Origin of the sequence: Streptomyces atroolivaceus (assembly GCF_000717025.1) — a bacterium.
Taxonomy (GTDB): domain Bacteria; phylum Actinomycetota; class Actinomycetes; order Streptomycetales; family Streptomycetaceae; genus Streptomyces; species Streptomyces atroolivaceus.
This window is the reverse complement of sequence record NZ_JNXG01000019.1, coordinates 116,101-129,062: the sequence shown is the minus strand read 5'-3', so window position 1 is coordinate 129,062 and position 12,962 is coordinate 116,101. Positions and strand designations below refer to the sequence as shown.

Annotated in this window: 10 protein-coding genes; 6 read left to right on the top strand and 4 right to left on the bottom strand. The window is 71.6% G+C overall.

Features of this window, described 5'->3' with window-relative positions; all coding sequences use genetic code 11:
• Positions 1–222: 222 nt before the first annotated feature.
• The gene (locus tag OO67_RS31125; protein WP_106972852.1) at positions 223–1,839 is read right to left on the bottom strand and encodes an MFS transporter; all 1,617 of its coding nucleotides are present in this window, start codon (positions 1,837–1,839) and stop codon (positions 223–225) included.
• Between the two features lie 339 nt (positions 1,840–2,178).
• Between OO67_RS31125 and OO67_RS31120 the strand changes: the two genes are divergently transcribed.
• Together OO67_RS31120 and OO67_RS31115 are read left to right on the top strand one after the other, a co-directional pair.
• Positions 2,179–2,967 (top strand): ABC transporter ATP-binding protein, encoded by a 789-nt coding sequence (locus OO67_RS31120; RefSeq protein ID WP_033305137.1) that lies wholly within the window; start codon positions 2,179–2,181, stop codon positions 2,965–2,967.
• Positions 2,964–5,543 carry an ABC transporter permease gene (locus OO67_RS31115; protein WP_033305136.1) on the top strand — a complete coding sequence of 860 codons (2,580 nt, stop codon included), beginning with the start codon at positions 2,964–2,966 and terminating at the stop codon, positions 5,541–5,543. Before OO67_RS31120 ends, OO67_RS31115 begins: the two co-directional genes overlap by 4 nt.
• 84 nt (positions 5,544–5,627) lie before the next feature.
• Here OO67_RS31115 and OO67_RS31110 read toward each other — a convergent pair whose 3' ends face one another.
• Both OO67_RS31110 and OO67_RS31105 read right to left on the bottom strand, forming a co-directional pair.
• Positions 5,628–6,002, bottom strand: coding sequence for a type II toxin-antitoxin system VapC family toxin (locus OO67_RS31110; protein ID WP_033305135.1), 375 nt, complete (start codon positions 6,000–6,002; stop codon positions 5,628–5,630).
• Positions 5,999–6,244 carry a type II toxin-antitoxin system Phd/YefM family antitoxin gene (locus OO67_RS31105; RefSeq protein WP_033305134.1) on the bottom strand — a complete coding sequence of 82 codons (246 nt, stop codon included), beginning with the start codon at positions 6,242–6,244 and terminating at the stop codon, positions 5,999–6,001. Before OO67_RS31105 ends, OO67_RS31110 begins: the two co-directional genes overlap by 4 nt.
• A 184-nt stretch (positions 6,245–6,428) precedes the next feature.
• On the opposite strand from OO67_RS31105, the gene mfd reads away from it, so the two are divergent.
• On the top strand, positions 6,429–9,959 hold the full coding sequence (gene mfd, locus OO67_RS31100; protein WP_033305133.1) for a transcription-repair coupling factor: 3,531 nt from the start codon (positions 6,429–6,431) through the stop codon (positions 9,957–9,959).
• A 184-nt stretch (positions 9,960–10,143) separates the two neighbouring features.
• Here mfd and OO67_RS31095 read toward each other — a convergent pair whose 3' ends face one another.
• On the bottom strand, positions 10,144–10,725 hold the full coding sequence (locus OO67_RS31095; protein ID WP_033305132.1) for a TetR/AcrR family transcriptional regulator: 582 nt from the start codon (positions 10,723–10,725) through the stop codon (positions 10,144–10,146).
• Positions 10,726–10,834: 109 nt separating this feature from the next.
• Here OO67_RS31095 and OO67_RS31090 point away from each other — a divergent pair, with 109 nt between their 5' ends.
• From OO67_RS31090 to OO67_RS31080, 3 genes are all read left to right on the top strand, one after another.
• Entirely contained in the window at positions 10,835–11,701 is an 867-nt protein-coding gene (locus OO67_RS31090; RefSeq protein WP_033305131.1) for an SCO6745 family protein, read from the top strand.
• A 201-nt stretch (positions 11,702–11,902) separates the two neighbouring features.
• Entirely contained in the window at positions 11,903–12,586 is a 684-nt protein-coding gene (locus tag OO67_RS31085; protein WP_078598386.1) for an HNH endonuclease family protein, read from the top strand.
• Positions 12,587–12,621: 35 nt separating this feature from the next.
• On the top strand, positions 12,622–12,945 hold the full coding sequence (locus OO67_RS31080; protein WP_106972851.1) for a hypothetical protein: 324 nt from the start codon (positions 12,622–12,624) through the stop codon (positions 12,943–12,945).
• Positions 12,946–12,962: the final 17 nt, after the last annotated feature.

The window sequence follows — 12,962 nt, the reverse complement described above, 5'->3', positions numbered from 1 at the left end:
GGTGCCGGGGCGCCGAGGGGCGGTGGGGGTGCGGGGACTGCCGGGGCGGGTGCGGGGGAGGCTGCGAGTCGTGCGGCATGGCAGTGCTCCTTGCATGGCTCGGGCCCGGGGCGGGCTGCAAGGCAGGGGCGCGGGTGCGCCGTCGGGAGCGCGTACGTTACTCGCGGGTATCGCGGAGGGGGAGGGTTACGGGCGAACTACCCGAGGTAACCCGTCAGTTGTCTAGTCCTTGGACGCCTGGGGAGCGCTCTCGTGTTCGTCGAGGACCGGGAAGCGGCGCGGGGCCAGGAGGACGAGCACCAGCAGGGCGAGCGCGGCGGCGACCGCGGCGCCGGCGAACACGTGGTCGACCGCTGTGTCCACGGCCCGCCGCAGGGTCTCCGCCGCGGCGGCGGAGAGGGCGGCCGGGTCCTCCAGGGCGTGCGAGACGGCGTCCAGGTCGCCGGGCAGCCCCGGGACGGGGGAGCCCGCCAGGCGGGAGGCGAGCACGCCGTTGGCGACGGCGCCGAAGAGCGCCGCTCCCAGGCTCTGGCCGACCTGGCGGCAGAAGAGGACGGACGCCGTGGTCGTGCCCCGCTCGGTCCAGCCCACCGTCGACTGGACCCCGACGATCAGCGGGAGCTGGAAGAGGCCGAGCGTCGCACCGAGCAGCAGCATGAGCAGGGCGGGCTGCCAGGCGGCGCCGGGGTAGGGCAGCAGCGGGAAGCAGAGCAGGACCAGCAGGGCCCCGGACATGCCGATGATCGCGGTGCGGCGGAAGCCGATGCGGTTGTAGACCCGGTCGGAGAGGGCGGCGGCGACGGGCCAGCTCAGGGTCATCACGGACAGGACGAAGCCGGCGGCGATCGGGCCGAGCCCGAGGACGGACTGGGCGTAGGTCGGCAGGAAGACGGTGGGCGCGACCATGAGCAGTCCCATCGCGCCGAGGGCGAGGTTGACCGAGGCTATGGTGCGGCGCCGCCAGACCCAGCCGGGGATGACGGGCTCGGCGGCGCGGCGCTCGATGACGACGGTCAGGGCGGCCAGCGCGGCGCTCGCTCCGAGCAGCCCGAGCGAGGGGGCGGAGAGCCAGGGCCAGGCGACTCCGCCCTGTACGAGCGCGGTCAGCAGGAGTGCCATGGTGGCGAAGACGGCGAGGGCACCCGCCCAGTCGGTGGGGGGCCGGGTGGCGGGGTGCGGCCGAGCCGGTTCGTGGAGGTGACGGACCACCAGCCAGAGGGCGACGGCGCCGACCGGCAGGTTGATCAGGAAGATCCAGCGCCAGTCGGCGTAGGCGGCGAGAAGGCCGCCGACCGCGGGCCCGGCCACGGCCGACGTGGCCCAGACGGTGGACAGCTTCGCCTGGATCTTCGGCCGCTCCTTGAGCGGGTACAGGTCGGCGGCGATGGTCTGCACCGTGCCCTGGAGCGCACCGCCGCCGAGGCCCTGGACGACGCGGAAGGCGATGAGGGCGGCCATGTTCCAGGCGGCGGCGCAGAGCAGGGAGCCGGCCAGGAAGAGGATGATGCCGGCGACGAGGACGGGCTTGCGGCCGAAGGTGTCGGAGAGTTTCCCGTACACCGGAAGGGTGACGGTCACGGCGAGCAGGTAGCCGGAGAAGAGCCAGGAGAAGACGGCGAAGCCCCCGAGGTCGCCGACGATCTGCGGGACGGCGGTCGCGACGATGGTGCCGTCGATGGCGGCGAGACCCATGCCGAGCATCAGGGCCGCGACGACCGGGCGGCGTCCGCGGTCGGTGTCCGGTGCCGCTTTCCCGGCGGGCGTCCCGTGCACCGCTCCCGGGCTGTCCGTGCCGCTCGTGCCGTCCGTGCCGCCCACAGGGGTCCCTTCCCTATGCATCTATTTTCTGAGGGGTCACTGTCTCACCGCTCGTGGCCTCGCGGGAGTCCCGGGCCGAAGCGTGAGACCCCGACCCGGGTCTCCTCCTGGGGGCCCGGACCCCTAGGGGGAGCTACGTAGTTGTGCCCAGGGGCGGTTCCTCCCGCCGGAGGACGAGAGACGGGGGCCTGGTTCCTTAACGTGTTCTTACATCGCTGATGTGGCCCGCCGCAGGGGGAGGGGTGGGGAAAACCCCACATGAAGACTGCGCCGGGCACCAGCGCGCCCGACCCCCTTCGCATCCGAGACTCGGAACGTACACAGGGACGTCCGTGGATCGACCGACATAGGAGAAAAACCGTGACAACGGCTGTAAGCATTCCCAGGCACGGGGACACTGGAGGGCGTACGGCCGTCGCTGCGAGGGCGCGGCAGGTCGTCAAGGCGTACGGGGCGGGGGAGACCCGGGTCGTGGCGCTCGACCACGTCGACGTGGACATCGTCCGCGGGCAGTTCACGGCGATCATGGGCCCGTCCGGGTCCGGCAAGTCCACCCTGATGCACTGCCTGGCAGGTCTGGACACGGTGACCTCGGGTCAGATCCACCTCGCCGACACCGAGATCACGGGCCTCAAGGACAAGAAGCTGACGCAGCTGCGCCGGGACCGGATCGGTTTCATCTTCCAGGCGTTCAACCTGTTGCCGACGCTCAACGCGATCGAGAACATCACGCTGCCGATGGACATCGCGGGCCGCAAGCCCGACGCCGGCTGGCTGCAGCAGGTGGTGGAGACCGTCGGCCTCTCCGACCGGCTCAAGCACCGGCCCACACAGCTCTCCGGCGGCCAGCAGCAGCGTGTCGCGGTGGCACGGGCGCTCGCCGCCCGCCCCGAGATCATCTTCGGTGACGAGCCCACCGGGAACCTCGACTCCCGGGCCGGCGCCGAGGTGCTGTCCTTCCTCCGCAGGTCGGTCGACGAGCTCGGCCAGACCATCGTCATGGTCACCCACGACCCGGTGGCCGCCTCCTACGCGGACCGGGTCCTCTACCTCGCGGACGGCTCCATCGTCGACGAGATGAAGAACCCGACGGCCGAGCAGGTCCTGGACCGGATGAAGGACTTCGACGCGCGCGGGCGGACGTCATGACCGTCTGGAAGACCTCGATGCGCAACTTCCTCGCGCACAAGGGACGGATGGCGCTCTCCGCCGTGGCCGTCCTGCTGTCGGTGGCGTTCGTGTGCGGCACGCTCGTCTTCACCGACACGATGAACACGACCTTCGACAAGCTCTTCGCGGCGACGTCCGCCGACGTCACGGTCAGCCCGAAGACCGCCGAGACCGTCGACGTCCCGGAGAACGGCAAGCCGGAGGCGCTCCCCGCGTCCGTCGTGGCCGAGGTCGGCGGCGTGGACGGGGTGAAGAAGGCCGAGGGCGGGGTCATGAGCATGGCCGTCACCGTCGTCGACGCCGACAACAAGAACCTCGGATCCGACACCGGTGCCCCGACCATCGCGGGCAACTGGACCGACAACGACCTGCGGTCCATGGAGATCACCTCCGGCCACGCCCCGCGCGGCCCCACCGAGGTCATGATCGACGCCGACACCGCCGAGAAGCACCACCTGCGGCTCGGTGACGAGGTGCGCACCATCGCCGTCACCGGTGACATCAGGGCGAAGATCACCGGTATCGCCTCGTTCACCGTGACGAACCCCGGCGCGGCCGTCGTCTACCTCGACACCGCCACGGCGCAGGAGAAGCTCCTGGGCGCCCCCGGAGTCTTCACGCACATCTCGGTCTCGGCCGAAGCCGGTCTGACCGACGCCGAGCTGAAGAAGAAGGTCGCCGCGGCACTGGGCGACCCGGGTGCGTACAAGCTGCAGACCCAGGAGGAGGCCGCGGCCGCCGGCAAGGACTCCATGGGCTCCTTCCTGGACGTCATGAAGTACGCGATGCTCGGCTTCGCCGGGATCGCCTTCCTCGTCGGCATCTTCCTCATCGTCAACACCTTCTCGATGCTGGTCGCCCAGCGCACCCGCGAGATCGGCCTGATGCGGGCCATCGGCTCCAGCCGCAAGCAGGTCAACCGGTCCGTGCTCGTCGAGGCGGTACTCCTGGGCATCGTCGGATCCGTCCTGGGCGTCGCCGCCGGCATCGGGCTCGCCGTCGGACTGATGAAGCTCATGGGATCCATCGGCATGGAGCTGTCCACCAAGGACCTCACCGTCGCCTGGACGACCCCGGTCACCGGACTGGCGCTCGGCATCGTCGTCACCGTCCTCGCCGCGTACGTCCCGGCCCGCAGGGCCGGCAAGGTCTCACCGATGGCCGCCCTCCGGGACGCGGGGACCCCGGCGGACGCCAGGTCCGGCTGGATCCGGGCGGGACTCGGCCTGGCCCTCACCGGAGTCGGCGCGGCGGGCCTGTGGGCCACGACGCAGGCGGACGAGGCGAGCGAGGGCTCGCTCTACCTCGGCCTGGGCGTGGTCCTCACCCTCATCGGCTTCATCGTGATCGGCCCGCTGCTCGCCGGAGTGGTCGTCCGGGTGCTGGGAGCCGTCGTCCTGCGGCTGTTCGGCCCGGTCGGACGGCTGGCGGAGCGCAACGCCCTGCGCAACCCCCGGCGTACCGGCGCGACCGGCGCGGCACTGATGATCGGCCTGGCCCTGGTGGCCTGCCTCTCGGTCGTCGGCTCCTCCATGGTCGCCTCGGCCACCGACGAGCTCGACAAGTCGGTCGGCACGGACTTCATCGTCCAGTCGAACACCGGTCAGCTGATCGTGCCGCAGGCCGCCGACGCCATCGAGAAGGTGCCCGGCATCGAGTACGTCACGAACTACAAGGTGCTCGCCGCGAAGCTCACCAACCCCGACGGCTCGACGGCGGACGAGCACATCACCGCCGCCGACCCGACGTACCCGCGGGACCTGCGGCGCACGACCACCGCCGGTGACCTGTCGAAGGCGTACGGCACGGACTCCATGTCCGTCGGGTCGGACTACGCCGCCCTGCACAAGATCGAGGTGGGCGACGAGATCGCCGTCGCCTTCAAGGCCGGCGAGACCGCGAAGCTGAAGGTCGCCGCGATCACCTCGGACGACACGACCGTCGACCAGGGTGCGATGTACGTCAACATCACCACCGCCGAGCGACACGTCGCCGCCGACAGGATGCCGAAGAACATGATCATGTTCGCCGCGGCGGAGGACGGCAAGGAGAAGGAGGCGTACGCCGCGCTCAAGAGCTCGCTCGCCGCGTACCCGCAGTACAAGGTGCAGAACCAGGCCGACTTCAAGCAGGACCTGAAGGACCAGGTCGGCCAGCTCCTGAACATCGTGTACGGCCTGCTCGCCCTGGCCATCATCGTCGCGGTGCTCGGTGTGGTGAACACCCTGGCCCTGTCGGTCGTCGAGCGGACCCGTGAGATCGGCCTGATGCGCGCGATCGGCCTCTCCCGCCGCCAGCTGCGGCGCATGATCCGGCTGGAGTCCGTGGTCATCGCCCTGTTCGGCGCGCTGCTCGGACTCGGCCTGGGCATGGGCTGGGGCACCTCGGCCCAGAAGCTTCTGGCGCTGGAAGGGCTCGGGGTCCTGGAGATCCCGTGGCCGACGATCATCACCGTGTTCGTCGCCTCGGCCTTCGTCGGACTGTTCGCCGCCCTGGTCCCGGCCTTCCGGGCCGGCCGGATGAACGTCCTGAACGCGATCGCCACGGACGGGTGACAGAGCCCGCCGTAGGATGACTGATCCGGCCCCGGGGCGTTCCTCCAAACGCCCCGGGGCCGGATCGCGTCGTGGCCGCCGACGTCAGGCGTGCATGACCGGCACGTCGTACTGCGGGATCCACTTGTCGCGGGTGACGACCGTCAGCCCTTCGGTCTGGGCCTGGGCGACCAGGATGCGGTCGAAGGGGTCGCGGTGGAGCGGGGGGAGGCGGCCGGCGCGTACACCGTGCTCGGCGGTGATCGGGACAGGCCTGAACTGCATGTCTCTGACGCGCTCGGCGAGGTCGGGGGCGCCCTGCAGCTTTCCGAGGCTTTGCTTGATCGCGATCTCCCACGGTGTGGCAGCGCTGACGTAGACCTCGGCCTCCGTGCGCAGGAGCTCCCTCGTGTCCTCGGGGAGTTCCGGCGAGGCACCGAGCCACCACAGGACGACGTGTGTGTCGAGAAGAAGCCTCATCCACGCATCCCGAACGCTTCAGCGATGTCGTCGGGGAGCTCGTCGAAGTCCTCGGGGATATGAATCTGTCCCCGAAGTGCGCCGTAGTCGGTCCGGTTGACCTTGGACCGGAGGGGCACCACCTTCGCGATGGGCTCCCCGGCCCGGCTGATCACGACTTCCTCGCCGGTCTCGACCTGTTGCAGTATGCGCGAGAAGTGGGTCTTCGCCTCGTGCACGTTGTACTGCCGGGCTGCTTCCATGACTGCCTCACAGGGGCCACGAGTGGACTAGCTGCCGGACTAAGGCTAGCCCCGCTGCAGGCGTCCGGACAACGGCGTTCCCTCGCGCGAGTGACACACCGGCGTCGTACGCTGGACACCCCGGCCCGTCCCACGTGTCGGGCCCTTCGCGTTGCTCACCTGCCACACCGGACGGAATCCCTTCATGAGCCTGCACGGTCTGCTGGATGTCGTCGTCACCGACCCGGCGCTCTCCGAAGCGGTGAAGGCCGCCACCGACGGCCACCGGGCCCATGTCGACCTGGTCGGCCCGCCCGCCGCACGCCCCTTCGCCGTGGCCGCGCTGGCCCGCGAGGCCGGGCGTACGGTGCTCGCCGTCACCGCGACCGGCCGCGAGGCCGAGGACCTGGCGGCCGCGCTGCGGACCCTGCTGCCCCCCGACACCGTGGCGGAGTTCCCCTCCTGGGAGACCCTGCCGCACGAGCGCCTCTCGCCCCGCTCGGACACCGTGGGCCGCCGCCTCGCCGTGCTGCGCAGGCTCGCGCACCCCCGGCAGGACGACCCGGAGACCGGGCCGGTCAAGGTGGTCGTCGCCCCGGTGCGCTCCGTGCTCCAGCCGCAGGTCAAGGGGCTGGGTGACCTGGAGCCCGTCGCGCTGAGCAGCGGGCAGACAGCCGATCTGGGCGAGGTCGTGGAGGCGCTCGCGGCGGCGGCGTACGCCCGCGTCGAGCTGGTCGAGAAGCGCGGGGAGTTCGCTGTGCGCGGCGGCATCCTGGACGTCTTCCCGCCGACCGAGGAGCACCCCCTGCGGGTGGAGTTCTGGGGCGACGACGTCGAGGAGATCCGCTACTTCAAGATCGCCGACCAGCGGTCCCTGGAGGTCGCCGAGCACGGACTGTGGGCCCCGCCCTGCCGTGAGCTGCTGCTCACCGAGGACGTACGCACCCGGGCGGCGGCCCTCGCCCAGGAGCACCCGGAGCTGGGCGAGCTGCTCGGGAAGATCGCGGAGGGGATCGCCGTCGAGGGCATGGAGTCCCTCGCCCCGGTGCTGGTCGACGAGATGGAGCTGCTGCTCGACGTCCTGCCCGAGGGGGCGATGGCGCTGGTCTGCGATCCGGAGCGGGTGCGGACCAGGGCGGCGGACCTCGTCGCGACCAGCCAGGAGTTCCTCCAGGCGTCCTGGGCGGCCACCGCGGGCGGCGGCGAGGCCCCGATCGATGTCGGCGCGGCCTCCCTGCGGGGCATCGCCGACGTCCGGGACCGGGCCCGTGAGCTGGGCGTGATGTGGTGGTCCATCTCGCCGTTCGCCGCGGACGAGGAGCTGGACGGCGACACCCTCAAGCTCGGGATGCACGCCCCGGAGGCGTACCGCGGTGACACCGCCCGCGCGCTCGCCGACACCAAGGGGTGGCTGGCCGACGGCTGGCGCACGGTGTACGTCACCGAGGGGCAGGGGCCCGCGTCCCGCACGGTCGAGGTGCTCGGCGGCGAGGGCATCGCGGCCCGCCTCGACCAGGACCTGGCCGAGATCACGCCGTCCCTCGTCCACGTCTCGTGCGGAGCCATCGACAACGGCTTCGTCGACCCGGCGCTGAAGCTGGCCGTGCTGACCGAGACGGATCTGACCGGGCAGCGCACCGCCAGCAAGGACCTGGGGCGGATGCCCGCCCGCCGCCGCAAGTCCGTCGACCCGCTGACCCTCCAGGCGGGCGACTTCATCGTCCACGAGCAGCACGGGGTGGGCCGCTACATCGAGATGGTCCAGCGCACCGTGCAGGGCGCGACCCGTGAGTACCTCCTCGTCGAGTACGCCCCCGCCAAGCGCGGCCAGCCCGGGGACCGCCTCTACATCCCCACCGACCAGCTGGAGCAGGTCACCAAGTACGTCGGCGGGGAGGCCCCGACCCTGCACCGGCTCGGCGGCGCGGACTGGACGAAGACGAAGCAGCGGGCCAAGAAGGCGGTCAAGGAGATCGCCGCCGACCTGATCAAGCTGTACTCGGCGCGGATGGCCGCCCCCGGCCACGCCTTCGCCCCGGACACCCCGTGGCAGCGCGAGCTGGAGGACGCCTTCCCGTACGCGGAGACGCCCGACCAGCTGTCCACGATCGCCGAGGTCAAGGAGGACATGGAGAAGTCCGTCCCGATGGACCGGCTGATCTGCGGCGACGTCGGGTACGGCAAGACGGAGATCGCGGTGCGCGCGGCCTTCAAGGCGGTGCAGGACGGCAAGCAGGTCGCCGTCCTCGTGCCCACGACGCTCCTGGTCCAGCAGCACTTCGGCACGTTCACCGAGCGGTACGCCCAGTTCCCCGTCAACGTGCGGGCGCTGAGCCGCTTCCAGTCGGACACCGAGTCGAAGGCGACGCTGGAGGGGCTGAAGGACGGGTCCGTCGACCTGGTCATCGGCACGCACCGGCTGTTCTCGTCGGAGACGAAGTTCAAGGATCTCGGCCTGGTCATCGTCGACGAGGAGCAGCGTTTCGGCGTGGAGCACAAGGAGCAGCTGAAGAAGCTCCGGGCCAACGTGGACGTGCTCACGATGTCGGCGACGCCCATCCCCCGTACGCTCGAGATGGCCGTCACGGGTATCCGCGAGATGTCGACGATCACCACGCCCCCCGAGGAGCGGCACCCGGTCCTCACCTTCGTCGGGCCGTACGAGGAGAAGCAGATCGGCGCGGCCGTGCGGCGTGAACTCCTGCGTGAGGGCCAGGTGTTCTACATCCACAACCGGGTCGAGTCCATCGACCGGGCCGCGGCGCGGCTCCGGGAGATCGTGCCCGAGGCGCGGATCGCCACGGCGCACGGGCAGATGGGGGAGAGCCAGCTGGAGCAGGTCGTCGTCGACTTCTGGGAGAAGAGGTTCGACGTCCTGGTCTCCACGACGATCGTCGAGTCCGGGATCGACATCTCCAACGCCAACACGCTCATCGTGGAGCGCGGCGACAACTTCGGTCTCTCCCAGCTGCACCAGCTGCGCGGCCGTGTCGGCCGTGGCCGGGACCGGGGCTACTCGTACTTCCTGTATCCGCCGGAGAAGCCGCTGACCGAGACCGCGCACGAGCGTCTGGCGACCATCGCCCAGCACACCGAGATGGGCGCGGGCATGTACGTGGCGATGAAGGACCTGGAGATCCGCGGCGCCGGGAACCTGCTCGGCGGCGAGCAGTCCGGCCACATCGCGGGTGTCGGCTTCGACCTGTACATCCGGATGGTCGGCGAGGCGGTGGCGGACTACCGGGCGGCCGTCGACGGCGGGGTCGAGGAGGAGCCGCCGCTGGAGGTCAAGATCGAGCTCCCGGTCGACGCGCACGTCCCGCACGACTACGCACCGGGCGAGCGGCTGCGCCTGCAGGCGTACCGGGCGATCGCCTCCGCGAATTCGGAGGAGGACATCAGGGCGGTGCGCGAGGAGCTCACCGACCGCTACGGCAAGCTGCCGGAGCCGGTGGAGAACCTCCTGCTGGTGGCGGGCCTGCGGATGCTGGCCCGGGCGTGCGGGGTGGGCGAGGTCGTGCTGCAGGGCCCGAACATCCGCTTCGCTCCGGTGGAGCTGCGGGAGTCGCAGGAACTGCGGCTGAAGCGGCTGCACCCCAAGACGATCTTCAAGCCGGCCACTCGGCAGATTCTGGTGCCCCGGCCGACGGCGGGCCGGATCGGCGGGAAGCCGGTGGTGGGGCGTGAACTCCTGTCGTGGACCGGGGAGTTCCTGACGACGATTCTCGGGTCCTGAGTCCGGGGGCCGCCGGATCGGGACTGCCGGGCCGGGCCTGCCGGATCGGGGCTGCCGGACCGGTCCTGCCGGATCGGGCCCTGTCGTTCCGGCCCCGCCGGGCCTTCCGGTGGGGCCGGTCCCGTTCCGCGGTGGATCTCCGTCCCCGGATCCGGGTGAGGTCCGCGCGTCTCGGTGCGGCGGGTCAGCCGTCGCTGTCGTCCTCCTGGGTGAAGACGAGCCCGGCCAGGGCCCGGAACACCTCTCCGGGGTCCCGTCCGCCGACCGGTTCGTCCAGGTTGCCGCTGAGCAGCAGCGTGGCGAAGCCGTGGGCGAGTGACCAGGCCGCGATCCCCGCCAGCCGGTCGTCGCCGCCGCGGCTCGCGTCGGGCAGGCCGCTGACGCCGGCGCGGAGCGCGGTGGTGGCGCGCGCCCTGGCGGTGAGCAGGGCGGGATCGTCGGCGCGGTGGAGCTCCGGGCGGAACATCACCTGGAAGTGCGCGGGGTGCCCGAGGGCGAAGCGCACGTAGGCCACGCCCCGTTCCCGTAGGTCGGGGGCCTCGGCCAGGGCGTCGGCGAAGAGTGCGTACCCCTCGGCGGCGACCGCGGTGAGCAGGCCGGTGCGGTCCTTGAAGTGGTGGGCCGGCGCGGCGTGCGAGACCCCTGCCCTGCGGGCCAGGTCGCGCAGGGACAGCGCGTCGGGTCCGTCGGCCGCGATGACGTCGAGTGCGGCCGTGAGGACCGCCCGCCGCAGGTCGCCGTGGTGGTAGGTGCGCTCGCCTGTCATGGACGTCACCGTACGCCATATCTAGTCATTGACAAGTTTCCGGGCGGGGCCGCATGCTGGAGATGCATCTAGTCGATGACAAGATCTGTACTGACGGGGAGACCGGGACATGGCCGACGAACTGGGGCACGTACGTCAGATGTGGCACCTGTTGGAGCCGTTGCACGCCGTCTTCTACTACGCGCCGGAGGTGTCCGAGGAGGCCGCCGCCCTCGGGTACGCCACGGACGAGCGCTGGCCGGGCTACTTCGCCTGGCGCGCGTCGCCGCTGGGCGCGGCGGACGCGGACCGGGTGGCGGCCGTGTTCCACAGCTTCAGCCCGGCGATGGTGGGTGTCCACATCCCGGCCGGCTGGTCCGTCGCCGCCCCCGAGGCGGTGCTCGCGGCCCGTACGAGGGCGGTCGGCCGGGCGTACCGGACTCTCTTCGGCGACAGGGTGGAGGGTGCGGAGGTCGCCGAGGCCGCCTCGCTGGCACGGCGCGCCGCCGAGGCGGCGGACGTCACCGGCCGGCCGCTCGCCGCGGCGAACGCGGCCCTGCCGTGGCCGGAGGAGCCCCACCTGGTGCTCTGGCAGGCCGCCACGGTGCTGCGGGAGCATCGGGGTGACGGCCACGTCGCGGCCCTGGTCGCGGCAGGCCTGGACCCGGTGGAGTCGCTGGTCTCCTTCGCGGCGGTCGGCGCCGCCCCGCCCGCGGTCTTCGCGAGCCGCGGGTGGAGTACGGCGGAGTGGGAGGCGGCCCGTTCCCGTCTGGCGGCCAGGGGTCTGGTGGACGGGGACGGGGTGGCCACGCAGGACGGCCGGGCGCTGCGGGCCGAGGTGGAGCGGCGTACGGACGAGGCCGCCGCGGGCCCCTGGGCGGCGCTCGGCACGGACGGGCGGGAGCGGCTGGTGGAGTTGCTGGGCCCGCTCTGGCTGGAGGCCATCGGCTCCGGGCTCCTGCCGTCCGAGACGACGCTGGGCATCGGGAAGGTCTGATGACGCGCACGCTCCGCCGGGAGGTGCCCGGGTGCGCCGGCCGGCCAGGCGTCCCGGGCACCCCGGGGGCGTGCCTGCCGACCGTGGCCGTTCCCCCGGCGCCTACGCTGGACCGTCGTGACCCACCTTCCTGCCGCACGCGGCCCGCACCGCCGGTACCGCCGCCGCCCGTACGGGGCGCGCCTGTCCTCACTGCTGACGCTGGCTCTGACCGGCTCGCTGGCGCTGACCGGGTGCGACGCCCTCGGCGATCCGCCCGGCCCCCCGGCGTCCCGGACCTCTCCGGCGGCCGGCGGGGCCGCCCTCCAGGCGGTGGAGAAGCTCACCGTGAAGGGCCGGGCTCCGAGGACGGGGTACGACCGGGACGAGTTCGGGTCCGCCTGGGCGGACACCGACCGCAACGGCTGCGGGACGCGTGACGACGTACTCGCGGATCAACTGGCCGACATCGCACGGGACTCCGACGGCTGCAAGGTGCTCAGCGGCGTCCTGGACCCCGACCCCTACACCGGGACCCGCATCACCTTCGAACGCGGCCGCAGCAAGGTGGACATAGATCACCTCGTCGCCCTGTCCGACGCGTGGCAGAAGGGCGCCCAGCAGTGGAGCGACGGCAAACGGCGGGCTTTCGCGAACGACCCGCTCAATCTGGTGGCGGCCGACTCGTCCACCAACCGCCGCAAGGGGGACGGGGACACCGCGACCTGGCTACCCCCCAACAAGGCCTACCGCTGTACGTACGTGGCGGGACAGGTGTCGGTGAAGAGCAAGTACGGGCTGTGGGTGACGTCGGCCGAACGGGAGGCCATGCGGAAGGTGCTGTCCGCCTGCCCCGCAGAGAAGCTGCCCACCGGCGGCAGCCCGACCGAAGCACCCGCGCGCTGACGTCGCCCGTACCACCGGTGTGAATACTGGTGCGCATGTGGAAGTGGCGGCTGACTGCCGTGGGGATGAACCTGCTGCTCGGGGTGCCGGGCCTCGTGCCGGTCTGGCTGCTCTGGTACTACGTGTCGAACGGGCCGCTCGCGGAGCTCGGCTGGACCTCCCGCGAAGCGAACGAGAACGACGGCATGCTGCTGTGGCTGGTGATCGTCGTGCCCGTGGTGGTGGTGTCCGCCGTCATCTGGTGGCTCGTCAACGAGCCGGTACGGCGCAGGGCCGGGCTTGCGCCGCGCGCCTACTGGACGGCCGGCGCACTCCTCACCCTCGTGCCGACGGGGGTGCTCGTCGTCGGTTCGGTGTGACCGCGAAACCGGTTGGC